This is a genomic window from Nocardioides oleivorans (assembly GCF_004137255.1).
Classification (GTDB): Bacteria; Actinomycetota; Actinomycetes; order Propionibacteriales; family Nocardioidaceae; genus Nocardioides; species Nocardioides oleivorans.
The window spans coordinates 2,542,183-2,559,496 of the sequence record NZ_SDWT01000001.1 but is presented as its reverse complement, the minus strand read 5'-3'; the positions used below and the strand labels follow the sequence as shown (position 1 = coordinate 2,559,496).

18 protein-coding genes are annotated in these 17,314 nt (G+C 71.8%); 12 read left to right on the top strand and 6 right to left on the bottom strand.

All coding sequences use genetic code 11. The features are described 5' to 3' along the window. The first annotated feature begins 46 nt into the window (after window positions 1–46). The 3 genes from EUA93_RS12205 to EUA93_RS12195 all read left to right on the top strand — a co-directional run bounded on the left by EUA93_RS12205 (window position 47) and on the right by EUA93_RS12195 (window position 3,014). Window positions 47–580, top strand: a complete 534-nt coding sequence (locus EUA93_RS12205) for a PH domain-containing protein (protein WP_129400383.1) — start codon at window positions 47–49, stop codon at window positions 578–580. Beyond that, window positions 577–2,109, top strand: a complete 1,533-nt coding sequence (locus EUA93_RS12200; RefSeq protein WP_165355145.1) for a PH domain-containing protein — start codon at window positions 577–579, stop codon at window positions 2,107–2,109. The genes EUA93_RS12205 and EUA93_RS12200 overlap by 4 nt, the downstream gene beginning before the upstream one ends. 125 nt (window positions 2,110–2,234) lie before the next feature. Further along, window positions 2,235–3,014: an exodeoxyribonuclease III gene (locus tag EUA93_RS12195; protein WP_129400381.1), complete on the top strand. Its 780-nt coding sequence runs from the start codon at window positions 2,235–2,237 to the stop codon at window positions 3,012–3,014. On the opposite strand, the gene EUA93_RS12190 is transcribed toward EUA93_RS12195, so the two are convergent. Continuing rightward, the gene (locus EUA93_RS12190; protein WP_129401220.1) at window positions 3,007–4,311 is read right to left on the bottom strand and encodes an MFS transporter; all 1,305 of its coding nucleotides are present in this window, start codon (window positions 4,309–4,311) and stop codon (window positions 3,007–3,009) included. The genes EUA93_RS12195 and EUA93_RS12190 overlap by 8 nt on opposite strands. 77 nt (window positions 4,312–4,388) lie before the next feature. Between EUA93_RS12190 and EUA93_RS12185 the strand changes: the two genes are divergently transcribed. The 3 genes from EUA93_RS12185 to EUA93_RS12175 all read left to right on the top strand — a co-directional run bounded on the left by EUA93_RS12185 (window position 4,389) and on the right by EUA93_RS12175 (window position 7,068). Continuing rightward, entirely contained in the window at window positions 4,389–5,354 is a 966-nt protein-coding gene (locus EUA93_RS12185) for a GlxA family transcriptional regulator (RefSeq protein ID WP_207208671.1), read from the top strand. Between the two features lie 64 nt (window positions 5,355–5,418). Next, window positions 5,419–6,588, top strand: coding sequence for a DNA recombination protein RmuC (locus EUA93_RS12180; RefSeq protein WP_129400379.1), 1,170 nt, complete (start codon window positions 5,419–5,421; stop codon window positions 6,586–6,588). A 21-nt stretch (window positions 6,589–6,609) separates the two neighbouring features. Beyond that, entirely contained in the window at window positions 6,610–7,068 is a 459-nt protein-coding gene (locus EUA93_RS12175) for a DUF6542 domain-containing protein (protein WP_129400378.1), read from the top strand. A 7-nt stretch (window positions 7,069–7,075) separates the two neighbouring features. Here EUA93_RS12175 and EUA93_RS12170 read toward each other — a convergent pair whose 3' ends face one another. Both EUA93_RS12170 and EUA93_RS12165 read right to left on the bottom strand, forming a co-directional pair. Then, window positions 7,076–7,699, bottom strand: a complete 624-nt coding sequence (locus EUA93_RS12170) for an L-threonylcarbamoyladenylate synthase (RefSeq protein WP_129400377.1) — start codon at window positions 7,697–7,699, stop codon at window positions 7,076–7,078. An 8-nt stretch (window positions 7,700–7,707) separates the two neighbouring features. After that, entirely contained in the window at window positions 7,708–8,706 is a 999-nt protein-coding gene (locus EUA93_RS12165) for a 4-hydroxy-3-methylbut-2-enyl diphosphate reductase (RefSeq protein ID WP_129400376.1), read from the bottom strand. A gap of 47 nt (window positions 8,707–8,753) precedes the next feature. Between EUA93_RS12165 and xseA the strand changes: the two genes are divergently transcribed. Beyond that, window positions 8,754–10,007 (top strand): exodeoxyribonuclease VII large subunit, encoded by a 1,254-nt coding sequence (gene xseA, locus EUA93_RS12160; protein ID WP_129400375.1) that lies wholly within the window; start codon window positions 8,754–8,756, stop codon window positions 10,005–10,007. Continuing rightward, window positions 10,000–10,203, top strand: a complete 204-nt coding sequence (locus tag EUA93_RS12155; protein ID WP_129400374.1) for an exodeoxyribonuclease VII small subunit — start codon at window positions 10,000–10,002, stop codon at window positions 10,201–10,203. The genes xseA and EUA93_RS12155 overlap by 8 nt, the downstream gene beginning before the upstream one ends. 265 nt (window positions 10,204–10,468) lie before the next feature. Here the strand turns inward: EUA93_RS12155 and EUA93_RS12150 are convergent, their stop codons facing one another. Then, window positions 10,469–11,008 carry a DUF4245 domain-containing protein gene (locus EUA93_RS12150; RefSeq protein WP_129400373.1) on the bottom strand — a complete coding sequence of 180 codons (540 nt, stop codon included), beginning with the start codon at window positions 11,006–11,008 and terminating at the stop codon, window positions 10,469–10,471. 44 nt (window positions 11,009–11,052) lie between these two features. Between EUA93_RS12150 and glpX the strand changes: the two genes are divergently transcribed. Beyond that, complete coding sequence (glpX, locus tag EUA93_RS12145; RefSeq protein WP_129400372.1) at window positions 11,053–12,057, top strand: class II fructose-bisphosphatase; 1,005 nt, start codon at window positions 11,053–11,055, stop codon at window positions 12,055–12,057. Here the strand turns inward: glpX and EUA93_RS12140 are convergent. After that, window positions 12,022–12,855 carry an alpha/beta hydrolase gene (locus tag EUA93_RS12140; RefSeq protein ID WP_165355144.1) on the bottom strand — a complete coding sequence of 278 codons (834 nt, stop codon included), beginning with the start codon at window positions 12,853–12,855 and terminating at the stop codon, window positions 12,022–12,024. The two genes, glpX and EUA93_RS12140, sit on opposite strands and share 36 nt — an antisense overlap. A 90-nt stretch (window positions 12,856–12,945) precedes the next feature. Here EUA93_RS12140 and EUA93_RS12135 point away from each other — a divergent pair, with 90 nt between their 5' ends. Continuing rightward, entirely contained in the window at window positions 12,946–13,869 is a 924-nt protein-coding gene (locus EUA93_RS12135) for an alpha/beta fold hydrolase (protein WP_129400370.1), read from the top strand. Here EUA93_RS12135 and galK read toward each other — a convergent pair. Beyond that, window positions 13,862–14,956 (bottom strand): galactokinase, encoded by a 1,095-nt coding sequence (gene galK / locus EUA93_RS12130; RefSeq protein ID WP_242497347.1) that lies wholly within the window; start codon window positions 14,954–14,956, stop codon window positions 13,862–13,864. The genes EUA93_RS12135 and galK overlap by 8 nt on opposite strands. A 175-nt stretch (window positions 14,957–15,131) precedes the next feature. On the opposite strand from galK, the gene EUA93_RS12125 reads away from it, so the two are divergent. Both EUA93_RS12125 and EUA93_RS12120 read left to right on the top strand, forming a co-directional pair. Beyond that, on the top strand, window positions 15,132–16,409 hold the full coding sequence (locus EUA93_RS12125; RefSeq protein ID WP_165355143.1) for an extracellular solute-binding protein: 1,278 nt from the start codon (window positions 15,132–15,134) through the stop codon (window positions 16,407–16,409). Continuing rightward, on the top strand, window positions 16,406–17,314 hold the full coding sequence (locus EUA93_RS12120) for a carbohydrate ABC transporter permease (protein WP_242497346.1): 909 nt from the start codon (window positions 16,406–16,408) through the stop codon (window positions 17,312–17,314). Before EUA93_RS12125 ends, EUA93_RS12120 begins: the two co-directional genes overlap by 4 nt.

Sequence of the window (17,314 nt, the reverse complement as noted above, 5' to 3'; positions counted from 1 at the left end):
ACACCGCTCCGCAGCACCGTCGGGCCCACCTGCAAGACTCGCCCGCATGAGTGACGACGGGGGCACGGTCGACCGCGGGGACAGCGCCGTGCGGAGGGCCATCCTGCGCGAGCCCGCCCACCAGGTCTCACCGAAGGCGGTGCCCTTCTGGACCGTCTCCGCCCTGCTCGGGGACGCCGTCGTGGTCGCCGCGGCCGCTGCGGCGTACTTCCTCGTGCCCGACGTCCCCGGCTGGGTCGGCCTCGTCGTCCTGCTCCTCGCGGTCGCGGGGGTCGCGCACGTCGTGCTCATGCCACGCATCCGCTACCGCGTGCACCGGTGGGAGGTCACCGAGACCGCGGTCCACACGCGCGAGGGCTGGATCAGTCGCGAGTCCCGGATCGCCCCGATCAGCCGCGTGCAGACCGTCGACTCGCGCCAGGGTGCGCTGATGCGGCTGTTCGGCCTGGCCTCGATCACCGTCACGACCGCGTCGGCCGCCGGCCCCATCACGGTCTCGTGCCTCGACGACGAGACGGCCCGCGAGGTCGTCGCCCGGCTCACGGCCATCACCGCCGCCACCGAGGGCGACGCCACGTGATCGCCGCTCCCGGCGAGCCCGGTGAGGGCTGGTCGCGGCTCAGCCCGCGCAAGCTGCTGCTCGACCCGGTCAAGGCGGTCGGCCAGTCGATCGTCCCCGTGGTCGTCGCGCTGGTCGGGATCAGCCAGAACCCGCGCTACTGGCCCATCATCCTGCCGATCGCGATCATCGGCCCGGTGCTGTTCGGCGTGCTGCCGTGGCTCACCACCCACTACCGCCTCACCGAGACCCAGATCCAGGTCCGCAAGGGCATCCTCAACAAGCAGACCTCGACCGCGCCGCTCGACCGGGTCCGCAGCGTCGACCTCGAGGCCTCGCTCCTCCACCGCGTCCTCGGCGTGCAGAAGGTCCAGGTCGGCACCGGGGTCGACGACGACCGCATCACCCTCGACGCGCTCGCCGCTGCCGACGCCCAGGCCCTGCGTACGACGCTGCTGCACCGTCGCGCCGTCGCAGCTCCGGCCGAGGAGGCACAGGGGCACGACGCCGGGCAGGACGGCATCGTCGCGACCGCGGCACCGGCCGAGCCCGCTCCCACGGTCCTGGCCCGGATCGACTGGTCGTGGCTGCGGTTCGCGCCGTTCTCGCTGGGCCGGCTGGTGATCGTCGCCGGCGCCGTGGGCCTGTTCTCCCAGTTCGCCGACAACCTGCCGATCTGGAACCAAGACACCGCCACCTCCGCGTGGCAGTGGATCACCCAGTTCGCGCTCGTCCTCGTCGCGGTCGTCCTGCTCGTGGGCGCGCTCGTCGGCTGGCTGGTCATCTCGGTCGGCGGCTACGTCGTGCAGTGGTGGAACTTCCTCCTCGTCCGCGAGCACGGCTCGCTCCACCTGACCTCGGGGCTGTTCACCCGCCGCTCGATCACCGTGGAGGAGGCGAAGGTCCGCGGGGTCGAGCTGACCGAGCCCGTGCTCATGCGCGGCGTCGGCGGGGCCGAGCTCGCCACGCTCGCCACGGGGGTCGAGGACGGCGTCACCACGGTGCTGCCCCCGTGCCCGCGAGGCGTCGCGATCAGGGTCGGCGAGACCGTGCTCGACCACGCCGGTCCGCTCACCGAACCCCTCGTCGAGCACGGTCCGCGGGCGCACCGCCGGGCGTGGTTCCGCCAGGTCCGCAACTGCCTCGACGTGGTCGTCGTGGCCGCGGTCGCGTGGTGGTTCCTCGACTTCTCGATCTGGTGGGTCGTCGCCCTCGCCGTCGCGGCGGTGCTGCTGGGCGCGGCGGCGGGCGAGGCGTCGTACCGCCATCTCGGGCACCGGCTCTCGGGCGACCACCTGGTCGCCGGCAGCGGCGTCCTGGCGCGGATCCGCACGGTCCTCGAGACCGACGGCATCATCGGCTGGGTCGTCACGCAGTCGTGGTGGCAGAGGCGGATCGGCCTCGCCGACCTCACCGCCACGACCGCCGCGGGCAAGGAGCGGGTGCTCGTGCGCGACGTCCGGCTCGACGTCGCCGTCGCGCTCGCCGACAGCTCCACGCCGGGGCTGCTCACCGACTTCCTGGCACCAGGAGTGCCCGCAAGCAGTTGAACGCCCCTTCCGCTCGGGACAGAAGGGGCGTTCGGACTGTGTCACGTCACCGTACTCCGCGCCTCCCCGGCGCGGCCGCAAATCCCGCCGCTGTGGACACGGGAGCGGGTTCGTAGGGTGGTGCCGTGCGCATCGCGACCTGGAACGTCAACTCCCTCCGCTCCCGCATCGACCGCGTCGAGGCGTTCGTGCAACGCCACGAGATCGACGTGCTCGCCCTCCAGGAGACCAAGGCGCGCGAGGACCAGCTGCCACTGATGGGCCTGCAGGCACTGGGCTACGACATTGCGGTCGCGGGCACGAACCAGTGGAACGGCGTCGCGCTGATCTCGCGGGTCGGGCTCGACGACGTGGAGGTGGGCTTCCCCCAGCAGCCGCCGTTCGGCGACCCGGCGGCCGCCGAGTCGCGTGCGATCGCCGCGACCTGCGGCGGCGTGCGGATCTGGTCGCTCTACATCCCCAACGGCCGCAAGCCCGACGACCCCCACTACGTCTACAAGCTCGACTGGCTCGCCCGGCTGCGCGAAAGCGCCGACAGCTGGCTCGACGGCCAGACCGCGATGGTCGGCGACTGGAACATCTGCCCGACCGACGACGACGTCTTCGACGTCAAGCAGTTCGCGAAGTCGACCCACGTCACCCCGCCCGAGCGCGCCGCCTTCCAGGGCTTCCTCGACGACGGCTGGGCCGAGGTGACCCGCGCCCACGCTCCCGGCTACACCTACTGGGACTACTACCGCCAGCGCTTCGAGCGCGACCGCGGGCTCAAGATCGACTTCGTGCTCGCCTCGCCGACCCTCGCCTCGCGCGTCACCGGCGCCTTCATCGACAAGGACGAGCGCGACCCCGCCCAGGGCACCGGCTCGCCGTCGGACCACGCGCCGGTCGTCGTCGACCTCAGCTGACGACGGCCGCGGGCTCCACCCGCCGCCTGATGGCGTACGACATCCACGCGGCGACCGCGCAGAGGCCGGCCGCGGCGTAGAACGCCGGGTCGTAGCCGCCCGTGAGGTCGCGGACCAGGCCGGCGCCGGTGGCAGCGACCGCCGCGCCGACCTGGTGGCTGGCGAACACCCAGCCGAAGACGATGGGGCCGGAGGCCGCGCCGAACCACTCGCGGCACAGCGCGACCGTCGGCGGCACGGTGGCCACCCAGTCGAGGCCGTAGATGATGATGAAGACCAGCATGCTCGGCTCGACGTGGGGCGCCATAAGAGCCGGCAGCGTCATCAGGCCGACGCCGCGCAGCACGTAGTAGCCGACGAGCAGCAGGCGCGGGTCCACCTTGTCGGTGAGCCATCCCGACGCGATCGTGCCGACGATGTCGAAGACGCCCACCACGGCCAGCAGCGAGGCGGCGGTCGTGGCCGGCATGCCGTGGTCGTGCGCAGCCGGGACGAAGTGGGTCGCGATCAGGCCGTTGGTGGTCATCCCGCAGATCGCGAAGCCGCCCGAGAGCAACCAGAACGTCCGGCTGCGCGCGGCGTCGCGCAGCACCGACAGCGCGCGACCCGCGCTGGACCCGACCTGCTGGTGCGGGGGCGGACCCGGATCGGCGTCCGTCGCGCCGAGCGCCCTGAGCCCGAGGTCGGCCGGGTGGTTGCGGAGGAAGAGGAGCACGAGGGGTACGACGGCCAGTGCGGCCGCGGACGCCAGCAGTGCCGCCGTACGCCACCCGTGGTTCGTGGCGAACCACGCCACCACGGGCAGGAAGATCAGCTGGCCAGTCGCGTTGCCGGCGGTCAGGATGCCGCTGACCAGGCCGCGTCGGGCGACGAACCAGCGGCTGGTGACCGTTGCGACGAACGCCATCGACATCGATCCCGTGCCGATGCCGACGAGCAGCCCCCAGCAGAGGATGAGCTGCCAGGCCTGGGTCATGAAGACGGTGAGGCCGCTGCCGACCGAGACCGTCACGAGCGCGAAGGTGACGACCGGGCGGACGCCGAAGCGGTCCATCAGCGCGGCGGCGAACGGCGAGATCAGGCCGAAGAGCATGAGGTTGAGCGAGACCGCCGAGCCGATGAGGCCGTGCGACCAGCCGAACTCCTCGTGCAGCGGCTCGATCAGCACGCCCGGCACCGAGCGGAACGCGGCCGCGCCGACCAAGGTCACGAACGCGGTCGCCGCGACGATCCACGCCCAGTGCAACGGTGGGCGGCGGGTGGCGTCGGGACCCGTCGGGGTCGCGGGCGTCGTCATCGTCACCCGGACATCCTCGGGCGTCGGTCGATCCTCCGACGAGTGGCCGGAATGCCAACATGTGCAAGAATCCGGCCATGACGACTCCTCATCGCGTAGTCGTCCTCGCGATCCCTCCCGTCATCGGCTACGACCTCACCATCGCGCCGCAGGTGCTCGGCGAGGCCCACGACGACGCCGGACGGCCGCTCTACGACGTGCAGGTCGTCTCGATCGACGGCGGGCCGGTCGCGGCCACCCGCGGCTACGCGATCGCCCCGTCCGCCGGTCTCGAGGCGCTCGCGACGGCGGAGACCGTGATCGTGCCCGGCACCCAGATCGCCGGCCCGCGGCGCGACGGCACGCTCCCCGACGACATCCGCGCCGCCTTGGCCACAGCGCCCGCCGGCGCCCGCTGGATGTCGATCTGCACGGGCGCCTTCGTGCTCGCCGCCGCGGGGATCCTCGACGGGCACCGCGCCACGACCCACTGGAAGTACGCCGACGACTTCCGCCGGCTCTACCCCGACGTCGCCGTCGACGAGGACGTCCTCTTCACCGACGACGGGCAGGTGCTGACCTCGGCCGGGCTCAGCGCAGGGACCGACCTCTGCCTCCACCTCGTCCGCCGCGACCACGGCACCGCGGTCGCCAACGCAGTGGCGCGGCACATGGTCGTGCCGCCGTGGCGCGACGGCGGGCAGGCGCAGTTCATCGAGCGGCACGTCCCGCGGCGCGGCGACGAGGCCACCGGCGACGTCCGCGCGTGGGCGCAGGCCCACCTGCACCAACCGCTCGACGTGGCGACCCTTGCCCGGCAGGCGTCGATGAGCGTGCGCACCTTCACCCGCCGCTTCCGCGAGGAGACCGGCCAGTCCCCCGGCGCCTGGGTCACCCAGCAGCGGATCCGGCACGCGCAGCACCTGCTCGAGGCGACCGACCTGCCGGTCGACCAGGTCGCCGCACGCGCCGGGATGGGTACGGCGGCCTCGCTGCGCCAGCACCTCCGTACGAGCGTCGGCGTCTCGCCCTCGGCGTACCGGCGGACGTTCCGGGGCGCCTGACCTCGTCGACGCGGCGCAGCCCACGGTCGGACGGGTTGTCGGTGCTGACGTCCATGCTGGGACCATGGACACCTTCCCCCTGCTCCTCACCCTGGCGCTGGTCCTCGCCGTCGGCCTCGCGCTCGGCGCGGTCATCGGCGTGCTCTGGTCACGCAGCCGTCCGGCCGACGACGGCGCGGTGGCCGCCCTCCAGCAGCGGGTCGCCGACCACGCGGTCGTGCAGGAGGGCCTCGACCGCCTCCAGGACCAGCTCAGCGACCTGGCCCACGACCGGACCGCGTGGCAGGCCCAGCTCCACCAGCAGGTGGCCGACATGCGCCACTCCACCGAGACGCTCCGCCGCGAGACCGTGACCCTCTCGACCGCGCTGCGCAAGCCGCAGGTGCGCGGCCAGTGGGGCGAGCTGCACCTGCGCCGCACCGTCGAGCTCGCCGGGCTCGTCGACCACTGCGACTTCGCCGAGCAGGTGACCTACGACGACGGCCGGCTGCGACCCGACCTCGTCGTCTCCCTCGCGGGCGGGCGCACGATCGCGGTCGACGCGAAGGCCCCGCTGGCGGCCTTCCTCGACCTCACCAGCGCCGACGACCCGGCCGAGCACGACCACGCGCTGTCGCGGCTCGGCGAGCACGTCCGCAAGCACGTCGGCGACCTCGGCTCGCGGCGCTACTGGGAGGCGATGTCCGGCACGCCGGAGTTCGTGGTGCTGTTCCTCCCCGGCGAGGCGATCCTCCAGGCGGCGCTCCAGGCGGTCCCCGACCTCGTCGAGCAGGCGTCGGCGAAGAACGTCGTGCTCGCCACCCCGTCGACGATGATCGCCCTGCTCCGCACGGTCGCGCAGGGCTGGCAGCACGAGGTGCTCAACGAGCAGGCCCAGCTCGTGCAGCGACTGGGCCAGGAGCTCCACGCGCGCCTCGGCTCGATGGCCGGCCACCTCGACAAGGTCGGCCGCTCCCTCAACGCCAGCGTCGTCGCCTACAACCAGGCGATGGGCTCGCTCGAGGGCCGGGTGCTGGTCTCGGCCCGTCGCTTCGCCGAGCTCGGCGTGACCAACGACCCGCTCGAGCAGCCGCGGCAGGTCGAGACCGTCCCGCGGTCCCTCGCGGCGCCCGAGCTGGAGGTCTTCGACGAGGTCCCCGGTGCGATCGGCGACCCCACGCTCGACGACCTGCTCGACGACCTGCCCGCGCCCGGCCACCTCGACCCTCCGGCGCGCCGCGCGCAGGGCGCCTGAGATCGGTCCTAGGTTGACCCCGTGACGCAGGCCGACGGGTTCTGGAGGGCATTCTGGGAGGTCGGGCACGAGCCGGGCCGCCAGGTGGTGTCCCTCGGGGTCGCCGTCACCCTCACCGCGGTCAGCTACGACATGCTCCTGTCCGGGCGGCTGACGCTGTTCTTCGACCTCAGCTTCATGACGCTCTGCCTCGGACTGGCCGCTCTCGTGCGGCGCCGCGACTTCTACCTCGTCGCCCTCCTGCCGCCGATCCTGCTGACGGCCGTCTTCACCTTCGTCGCCCTCGTCGCGCGCGACGCGATCGCCGCGGCGGACGACAGCCTGCTCCAGGCCGTCGTGTCGGGAGTCGCGACCCACGGCCTCGCGCTCTTCGTGGGGTACGCCCTCTGCCTGGGCTGGCTCGGCTGGCGCCTGCACCGCGACGGCGAGGCCGGGATGGCCACCGAGCTCAGCCAGGAGCTCGGCCGGCGCGCCGGCTGAGGGCCGCTCAGTCCTCGAAGCGCGACACGTCGCCCGCCCCGCGGCGTACGACGACCGGCTCGCCCTCGCTCCAGTCGATCACCGACGTGGGCTCGGCCGTCACCTCACCGGACTCGATCACGATGTCGACGACGTGGTCGAGGTCCTCCTTGATCTCCCAGCCCATCGTCCGGGCCTCGGTCTCGCCGGGGAGGATCAGGGTGCTGGTGAGGATCGGCTCGCCGAGCTCCTCGAGCAGGGCGCAGACCAGCCGGTGGTCGGGGATGCGGACGCCGACCGTGCGCTTCTTGGGGTGCATCAGCCGCTTCGGCACCTCGCCGGTGGCCGGGAGGATGAAGGTGTAGGGCCCGGGCGTGGCCGACTTGATCGCGCGGAACGACGAGTTGTCGACGTGGACGAACTGCCCCAGCTGGGAGAAGTCCTTGCACATCAGCGTGAAGTGGTGGCGGTCGTCGAGCTCGCGGATCCGGAGAATCCGGTCGCGGCCGTCACGGTTGCCGAGCTGGGCCCCGAGCGCGTAGCCGGAGTCGGTCGGGTAGGCGATCAGCTCGTCGTTGCGGAGCGCCTCGACGACCTGGGTGACCAGCCGCGGCTGCGGGTTGTCGGGGTGGATGTCGAGGAAGCGCGCCACGACCGGCCTCAGGCCTTCTGGGCGGCGCGCAGGTCGCGGCGCAGCTCCGGCGGCAGGGCGAAGATCAGCGACTCCTCGGCGGAGTGGACCGCGCGGGCGTCGGGGAAGCCGCGCTCGGAGAGGAACGCGAGCACGCCCTCGACGAGGTCCTCCGGGACGGAGGCGCCGGAGGTGACCGACACCCGCTCGACGCCGTCGAGCCAGGCCTCGTCGATCTCGGTGTGGTCGTCGACGAGGTAGGACGCCTTGGCACCGGACTCGAGCGCGACCTCGACGAGGCGGACCGAGTTCGACGAGTTGCGCGAGCCCACCACGATGACCAGGTCGGCGTCCGTCGAGATCTCCTTGATGGCGAGCTGCCGGTTCTGCGTGGCGTAGCAGATGTCGTCGCTCGGCGGGTCGAGGAGCAGCGGGAACTTCTCCCGGATCGCGGCCACCGTCTCGAGCGTCTCGTCGACGCTCAGCGTGGTCTGCGACAGCCAGGCGACCTTCGCGGGATCACGGACGACGATGCCGGCCACGTCGTCGGGGCTCTGGACCAGCTGGATGTGGTCGGGCGCCTCGCCGGCGGTGCCCTCGACCTCCTCGTGGCCCTCGTGACCGATGAGCAGGATGTCGTAGTCGTCGCTCGCGAAGCGCCTGGCCTCGTGGTGGACCTTCGTCACCAGCGGGCACGTCGCGTCGATGGTCTTCAGGCCACGGTCCGCGGCCTGCGCGTGGACGGCGGGGCTGACGCCGTGGGCCGAGAAGACGACCGTCTTCCCCTCCGGGACCTCGTCGAGCTCCTCGACGAAGATCGCGCCGCGCGACTCGAGGTTGGCCACCACGTGCTTGTTGTGGACGATCTGCTTGCGGACGTAGACCGGGGCGCCGTAGAGGTCCAGCGCCTTCTCGACCGTGATCACCGCGCGGTCCACGCCGGCGCAGTAGCCACGGGGGGCCGCCAGCAGGACGTTCTTCGCGGTCTCCGGGTCGAGCACCGGGGGCAGGCCGAGGTCGGTCGTCATGGGCACGAGTCTACGGGCGTGTCCGTGCCCTCCCCTATCCTCGCGGCGTGCCCTCACTCCGCGACGCCACGGCCGAGTCCCCGGCCCCCGTGCGCGCGGTGGCCAACGCGGTCAGCCAGTGGATCGACAAGCTCGGCGGGGTCTGGGTCGAGGGCCAGATCGCGCAGGTCAACCGCCGTCCCGGCATGCAGACCGTCTTCATGACCCTGCGCGACACGGTCGCCGACATCTCGGTCACCCTCACGTGCGCGCGCTCGCTCGTCGACTCGATGAACCCTCCCCTCGTCGAGGGCGCCAGCGTCGTCGTCCACGCCCGGCCGAGCTTCTACGCCAACCGCGGCTCGTTCTCGCTCGCCGCGCGCGAGATCCGGATGGTCGGGATCGGCGAGCTGCTCGCGCGGCTCGAGCGTCGCCGCCAGCTCCTCGCCGCCGAGGGCCTCTTCGCCCCCGAGCTCAAGCGCGACCTGCCGTTCCTCCCCGGCCGCGTCGGCCTGGTGACCGCGCCCAACAGCGCAGCCGAGCGCGACGTCCTGGAGAACGCCCGCCGCCGCTGGCCCGCCGTGCAGTTCGAGGTGGCCTACGCCGCGATGCAGGGCACCCGATCCGCCGCCGAGGTGATGGAGGCGCTCGACCGGCTCGAGCGCAACGCCGAGGTCGACGTCATCGTCGTCGCCCGAGGCGGCGGCTCCATCGAGGACCTCCTCCCCTTCTCCGACGAGGCGCTGCTCCGGGCCGTGCACGGCATGCGTACGCCCGTGGTGTCCGCGATCGGGCACGAGCCCGACCAGCCGCTGCTCGACCTCGTCGCCGACATCCGCGCCTCCACCCCGACCGACGCCGCCAAGCTGGTCGTGCCCGACATGGCCGAGGAGGCGCACGGCGTCACGTGGGCCCGCGACCGGTTGCGACAGGTGATCACCCAGCGCATCGCCCGTGAGCAGGAGTGGCTCGCCCAGGTCCGCTCGCGTCCGGCCATGGCCGACCCCCGCAACCTGCTGTCCGCACGCTCCGACGAGCTCGACGACCTCCTGGCGCGCGCCCGTCGTACGCTCTCGCACCGCCTCGACCGCGCTGCCGACGACATCGGCCACCACCGCGCACGCGCCCAGGGGCTGTCGCCGCTGGCGACGCTCCGACGCGGGTACGCCGTCCTCCAGGACGCCGACGGCCACGTCGTCACCTCGGTCGCGCAGGCCGCCGCCGGGGCCGCCGTCTCGGTCCGGGTCGCCGACGGCCGGATCCACGCCACCACCGACCGCATCGAAGAAGCACGTCTGATCGAGGAGGATCCCGATGAGTGAGGCCACCCCCACCTACGAGGAGGCCCGCGAGGAGCTCATCGAGGTGGTCCGCACCCTCGAGGCGGGCGGGACCACCCTCGAGGAGTCGCTCGCCCTGTGGGAGCGCGGCGAGGCGCTCGCCAAGGTCTGCCAGCAGTGGCTCGACGGCGCCCGCAAGCGCCTCGACGAGGCGATGGACGCCGAGTCGGACGACTGACACCCGAGCGGTGTCACACCCACATTCCAGAGTCGCCGGATGTGGGTCTGCCACCGCTGCCTCAGCAACACGCCGTACGCCCTCGATGGGCGGTGTCACAGCCACATCTCGAGGCCGTCGAATGTGGCTCACTCACCGCTCGAGCCGTGGGTGACGCAGGTTGTGAGCGATCAGATCGTGTCTCACTCACCGCTCGAGCCGTGGGTGACGCAGGTTGTGAGCGATCAGATCGTGGCTCACTCACCGCTCGAGGGCGGAGGGGCGGCTACTGCGTCAGGAGGCCGATGAAGGCCTCGAGGTCCTCGACCGGCGCGGAGCCGTAGACGAGCAGGGCGTCGTCGCCGACCTCGGTCGAGAGGCCGTGGTCGCCGCCGTCGTCGGACCAGGTCTGCCAGGTGTCGGTGATGTCCGACGGCACGGTCGCGTCGTCGCCGGGGTCGGCCTTCTCGTCGACGTAGGTCTCGACGAGGTCGTCGACCGAGGTGCGCTCCTGGCGGATGCCGACGAACTTCCCGTCGTCGGTGAGGATGCCCAGGCCCCAGCGCGGGTCGTCGCTGCCGAAGATCGGGTCCACGCTCGTGGCCGTCCAGCCGGCGGGCAGCTCGCGCGGGTGCACGGCGGGGTAGCCGGCCCGCTCGGCCAGCTCGACGCTCGCCTGCCAGTCCACCGGGGTGGGCGTGTCGTCGGTGTCGGTGCGGAAGACCCCGCGCCACGCGACGAAGGCCAGCACGAACAGGACCGTGACGATCAGGGCGCCGGTCATGCCACCGAACGAGCGGTTGTACCGGCTCGGCTGCTCACTCACGGGCCCATCCTCCCAGTCCGTGCCCGGCCGATAGCATCCGCCCCATGAGCGCCAGCGCCCCGCAGCCCGAACGCAACCTCGCCCTCGAGCTCGTGCGGGTGACCGAGTCAGCCGCCATGGCCGCCGGCCGCTGGGTCGGTCGCGGCGACAAGAACGACGCGGACGGCGTCGCGGTCGAGGCGATGCGCTACATGATCGCCACCGTCGAGATGCGCGGCACGGTCGTGATCGGCGAGGGCGAGAAGGACAACGCCCCCATGCTCTTCAACGGCGAGGAGGTCGGCGACGGCACGGGCCCCGAGTGCGACGTCGCCGTCGACCCGATCGACGGCACGACGCTCACCGCCAAGGGCATGAGCAACGCGATCTCCGTGCTTGCGGTCTCGCCGCGCGGCTCGATGTACGACCCGAGCGCCGTCTTCTACATGGACAAGCTGGCCACCGGGCCCGAGGCCGCCGACCAGGTCGACATCCGGCTGCCGGTCAAGGAGAACATCGCCCGCGTCGCGAAGGCCAAGGGCATCTCGATCCACGACGTCACCGTCGTGCTGCTGGACCGGCCCCGCCACGCGCGGCTGGTGGAGGAGATCCGCGAGACCGGGGCGCGGATCAAGTACATCACCGACGGCGACGTCGCCGGCGCGATCATGGCCGCCCGTCCCGACACAGGCGTCGACCTGATGCTCGGCGTCGGCGGCACCCCCGAGGGCATCATCACGGCGTGTGCGATGAAGTGCATCGGCGGCAAGATCCAGGGCCAGCTCTGGCCGCAGGACGACGACGAGCGGCAGCGGGCGCTCGACGCCGGGCACAACCTCGACCGCGACTTCGTGCTGGGCACCGACGACCTGGTCACCGGCGACGACGCGTTCTTCGTGGCCACCGGCATCACCGACGGCGAGCTGATGCGTGGCGTGCGCTACCGCGGCGACGGCGTGACGACCCACTCCCTCGTGATGCGCTCGCGCAGCGGCACCGTCCGCTCGATCACGGCCGAGCACCAGCTCTCGAAGCTACGCAATCTCTCCACGATCGACTTCGACAACTGACAACGGCACCACCGGTCGCAGCGCGGCGGTGACCGCGGCGATCACGGCCGGGTCGAAGGCCATGCCCAGGTGCGACGAGCGCACCTCGACCGCCGTGGCGATCGGGTCGATGCACGCTCGCCAGTCGACGATGCCGTCGCGGCGCGAGTAGATCGCGGTGAAGTCGACGTCGTCGGGGAGCGGCGCCCGCGCCTGGTCGAAGCTCTCCCGCGCACAGTGGCCCGCCACGCAGTCCTCGGCCATCAGGTGCCGCATCCCGGCCCGGTTGAGGCGCACCAGGAGGTCGACGCTGCGGGCCAGGGAGACGTGGTGCGCACCGGGCGCCAGCATCGGGCTGCCCATGGTGACGATGCCGGCGACGAGGTCGGGGCGCCGGGCGGCGACGCCGCGCGCGAGCATCCCGCCGAGGCTGTGCCCCACGATCCGGACCCGCGAGCCACGGCGCTGGGAGATCTCCTCGAGCCGTGCCTCGAGCTGCGCGGCGGCGGCCAGCGTGCACCCGACGTTCGCGCGGATGTCGGACCGGTAGGTGCGGAAGCCGTCCCACCGCAGGGCCCGGCTCATCGGCGCGAGCGAGGAGTCGCCGGCCAGGAAGCCCGGCACCAGCAGGACCGGCTCGGCCACGCGGACGGGCGTCGAGCCGCACGGCGTACGCCGTCGCGACCCGCGGGAGCCCAACGCCCGCACGGCGTAGCGACCCGCCTCCGAGACCACGCGACCCTCGCGCAGGACGGCGACCGCGGAGGGCTGCGAGAAGCCCTCCGGCGTCAGGAACGTCGCCACTGTGCGCTGCGTCACAATCGCCGAACCTAGCCCAGAAGCCCCACGGAATGGGGGACATCCCCCACTCTGCATCGTTTTGGGTATGCCGTCGTGTTCACTGGGACCATGTCTTCACGCCGCGTCAGCACCGAGGCGCCAGCCGTGTCCGAGGAGCTCTTCGCTCCCGTCGGCAACGAGGTCGAGCTCTGCTACCAGACGTTCGGCGACCCCGACGGCGAGCCGATGCTGCTCGTCATGGGGCTCGGCGGCCCGATGAACTGGTGGGACGAGGACTTCTGCCGCCTGCTCGCCTCCGCCGGCTTCTTCGTCGTGCGCTACGACAACCGCGACACCGGTCGTTCCACGCGGATCCGGGCGCGGGTGAGCCGTGGCCAGCTGGTCCGGGCGTTCAGCGGACGCAAGGCCAAGGCGCCGTACTCCATGAGCGACCTGGCCTCCGACGGCGTCGCGCTGATGGACCACCTCGGCTGGGACTCCGCGCACGTGGCCGGCATCTCGATGGGCGGCATGGTCGTGCAGACCATCGCCGTCGAGCACCCCAAGCGGGTGCGCTCGCTGACGAGCATCATGTCGACCACCGGTCGCCGGACGGTCGGCTGGCAGGACCCGCGGATCATCCCCGCGCTCCTGGCGCCGCGGAAGCCGGGCCGCGAGTCCTACGTCGAGACCAGCGTGGCCTTCTGGGGCGTGATCGGATCCCCCGAGTTCCCGACGACGCCCGAGAAGCTGGCGAAGCGGGCCGGCGAGACCTTCGACCGCGGCTACAGCGCGAGCGGGATGATGCGCCAGATGATGGCGATCCTCAAGCAGGAGGACCGCACCCACCGGCTGCGCAGCCTCCGGGTGCCGGCCCTCGTCATCCACGGCACGGCCGACAAGATGGTGCACGTCAGCGGCGGCCGCTCGACCGCCGCGGCGATCCCCGGCGCCGAGCTCATCACGATCGACGGGATGGGCCACGACCTGCCGCCGGAGCTGTGGAGCCAGGTCGTCGAGGCCATCGGGCGCACCGCCGACGCGGCTAGCTGACCGGCCGCGCCCCCGCCTCCGGGGCGGCGGTGAAGACGGTCGGCTCGCCGAAGCCGGCGCCGGCGAAGGCACGGCGTACGGCGTCGCCCGCCGCGTCGACCGCGTCCGAGGGCACCAGCCCGATCACGCAGCCGCCGAAGCCACCGCCGGTCATCCGGGACCCGACGGCGCCCGCCGCCAGCAGGGCCTCTGCGGCGGTGTCGACCTCGGGCACCGTGATCCGGAAGTCGTCACGCATCGAGGCGTGGGACGCGGTGAGCAGCGGCCCGAGCCCGTCGAGCCGCCCGGCCCGCATGATCTCGACCGCCGACAGCACCCGGGCGTCCTCGGTGACGACGTGGCGCACGTAGCGGCGCAGCTCCTCGTCGTCCAGGCGGCTCAAGGCATCGTCAAGATCTGACGCGGTCACGTCGCGCAGCGCGGTCACCCCGAGCCGGCGCGCGGCCTCCTCGCAGCCGTCGCGGCGGGCGGCGTACTCCCCGTCGGCGTGGCGGTGCGGCGCGCGCGTGTCGACCACGACGAGGGTGAGCCCCGAGGCCTCGGGGTCGAACGGCACCGGCTCCGAGGTGAGGTCACGCATGTCGCAGAACAGGGCGTTCCCCGCCTCGCCGCGGAGGCTGACGAGCTGGTCCATGCCGCCGGTGGCGGCACCGACGGCGTCGTTCTCCACCCGCCGGCTCAGCGACAGCAGCCCGGCCGGACCGAGGTCGAGGCCGAGGTGGTCGTCGAGCGCGCACACCACGGAGCACACCAGCGCGGCGGACGAGGAGAGCCCTGCCCCCGTGGGCACGTCGGAGTCGACCTCCAGCCGCAGGGGCGGCACGTCGACGCCGTCGTCGGTCAGCAGCCACAGCGCACCCAGGACGTAGGTGGCCCAGTCCGGGACCTCGGGCCGGTCGGCGAGGCCGGAGGGATCGACCCGCACCTCGTCCGAGGTCTGGGCCGAGGTCACCGTCCACCCGTCGGCGGCGCTCGACAGTGTCGTCGTGCACCCCATCGCCAGGGCCAGGGGCAGCACGAACCCGTCGTTGTAGTCGGTGTGCTCGCCGATCAGGTTGATGCGTCCGGGCGCGAACCAACGACTCACGACAGGCCTCTCAGGTTGCGGATTCCGCGGTATCTCGAAGGGAGGGGGTGCGGTTGCCAAACCCTATCGCCACCGGATAGACCAGTGATCGACGTCATACATAGGAGGGCGCATGGCATCACGATCATCGTCGCGTTCGCGGGGTCGCCCAGGGGGAAGGCGCATCGCCGGATCGGTGGCCACACTGGCCCTCGCCGGCAGCCTCCTGACGGCTTGCGGAGGCGACTCGGGCACACCCACGCTGAACTGGTACGTCAACCCCGACGGGGTCGACACGTTCCGCACCTACGCGGAGAAGTGCAGCACCGACCAGTACGACATCGCGGTCCAGCAGCTCCCGTCGAGCGCGACCGACCAGCGCACCCAGCTGGCGCGCCGGCTCGCGGCGCAGGACTCGTCGACGGACCTGATGAACCTCGACCCGGTCTTCGTGGCGGAGTTCGCCAACGCCGGCTGGCTCGAGAAGGTGCCGGACGACCTGGCCGGTGAGATCACCGACGGTGGTGACTACCTCGAGGGCGCGGCCGACACGGTCACGTGGGACGACGGGGTCTACGCCATCCCGCTCTGGGCCAACACGCAGGTCCTCTGGTACCGCAAGTCCCTCGCCGAGGCGGCCGGGCTCGACATGAGCCAGCCGGTCACGTGGGACCAGGTCATCGACGCCGCCGACAACGAGGGCGGCACGGTCGGCGTGCAGGCCAACAAGTACGAGGCCTACGTCGTGTGGATCAACGCCCTGATGCAGGGTGCCGGCGGCGACATCGTCAGCGACACCGAGGCCGGGCGCGACGCGAAGGTCGACCTCGACAGCGACGCCGGGCGTGACGCGGCCGCCGTGATCCAGAAGCTCGCCGACAGCAAGGCCCGCCAGGCCGACTTCACGGTGTCCAACGAGGGCACCAGCCTCGGCCAGATGTTCCCGGCCGAGGGCCCCGGCGAGTTCATGGTCAACTGGACGTTCGTCTACGCCAACTACAAGGGCCTCGTCGGCTCGCCCGGCGGCCCCGCCGACGAGCAGCAGTTCGACGACCTCGGCTGGGCGCGCTACCCCCAGACGGTCGAGGGCGAGGCGTCCAAGCCCCCGATCGGCGGCATCGACATCGGCGTCGGGGCGTACTCCGACAACGGTGACTTCGCGATGGAGGCCGCCCAGTGCATCACCTCCACCGAGGCCCAGGTCGACCTGGCCGTCAACGACGGCCTGATGCCGTCGACCAACTCGGCCTACGAGGAGGTCGCCGCCACCGGTGACTTCCCCGAGGACCTGCTCGACCTCTACCGCACCAGCGTGGACGAGGGCGGACCGCGGCCGAAGAGCCCGTTCTACAGCCAGATCTCGGCTGCTGTGCAGTCGGTCTGGCACTCCCCCACGTCGGTCAACCCCGACTCGACGCCGAAGCGGTCGGCGGAGTACCTCGCCGACGTCCTGGCCGGAAAGAGGCTGCTGTGAGTGCCGCTGCTGCCCCCGCGAGCGACCGCTCCCGGGCCGAGAACAGGCTGGGCCTCAGGCTGGTGGCGCCCGCCATCTTCCTGATGCTGCTGGTGACCGCGTTCCCGATGCTGCGGGCGCTCTACCTCAGCCTCTTCAACTACTCCCTCACCGCACCCGACGACCGCGAGTTCATCGGCCTGGGCAACTACGTCACCGCCCTGACCGACTCGCTGTTCTGGCGTGACACGGCCGTCACCGTGCTGATCATGGTCGTGACGGTGGCGTTCGAGCTGGTGATCGGCTTCGTCTTCGCCATGGTGATGCACCGGGTGATCTTCGCCCGCGGCATCATCCGCACCTCGATCCTGATCCCCTACGGCATCATCACCGTGGTCTCGGGCTTCGCGTGGCAGTTCGCCTTCAGCAACAACAACGGCTTCGTCAACGGCTGGCTGCCGTTCATCGGTGACGACTTCAACTGGTTCGGCCAGTTCGGCAGCGGCATCGTCGCGATCATGGTCTCCGAGATCTGGAAGACCACTCCGTTCATGTCGCTGCTGCTCCTCGCCGGCCTGGCGCAGGTGTCGGAGGACATGCTCGAGGCCGCCAAGGTCGACGGCGCCACCTGGTGGCAGCGGCTGTGGAAGGTGATCCTGCCCAACATGCGCTCGGCGATCATGGTGGCGGTCCTCTTCCGCGCCCTCGACGCCTACCGCATCTTCGACAACATCTTCGTGATGACGGCGGGAGCCCAGGGCACCGAGTCGGTGTCGTTCCTGACCTACCGACAAGTCATCGAGCAGTTCCAGCTCGGGATCGGGTCGGCGCTGTCGGTGCTGCTGTTCTTGTCGGTGCTGCTGATCGCCTTCCTGATCGTGAAGATCTTCCGCGTCGACCTGGCCGCCGCACGGCAGGAGGGCTGA

Bases quoted from the DNA above. Each gene is read 5' to 3' on its own strand.
- EUA93_RS12205 (WP_129400383.1), top strand. From the start codon at position 47: ATGAGTGACGACGGGGGCACGGTCGACCGCGGGGACAGCGCCGTGCGG.
- EUA93_RS12190 (WP_129401220.1), bottom strand. From the start codon at position 4,311: ATGACGACGCCCGCGACCCCGACGGGTCCCGACGCCACCCGCCGCCCA.
- EUA93_RS12185 (WP_207208671.1), top strand. From the start codon at position 4,389: ATGACGACTCCTCATCGCGTAGTCGTCCTCGCGATCCCTCCCGTCATC.
- EUA93_RS12180 (WP_129400379.1), top strand. From the start codon at position 5,419: ATGGACACCTTCCCCCTGCTCCTCACCCTGGCGCTGGTCCTCGCCGTC.
- EUA93_RS12165 (WP_129400376.1), bottom strand. From the start codon at position 8,706: ATGACGACCGACCTCGGCCTGCCCCCGGTGCTCGACCCGGAGACCGCG.
- EUA93_RS12155 (WP_129400374.1), top strand. From the start codon at position 10,000: ATGAGTGAGGCCACCCCCACCTACGAGGAGGCCCGCGAGGAGCTCATC.
- glpX (WP_129400372.1), top strand. From the start codon at position 11,053: ATGAGCGCCAGCGCCCCGCAGCCCGAACGCAACCTCGCCCTCGAGCTC.
- EUA93_RS12135 (WP_129400370.1), top strand. From the start codon at position 12,946: ATGTCTTCACGCCGCGTCAGCACCGAGGCGCCAGCCGTGTCCGAGGAG.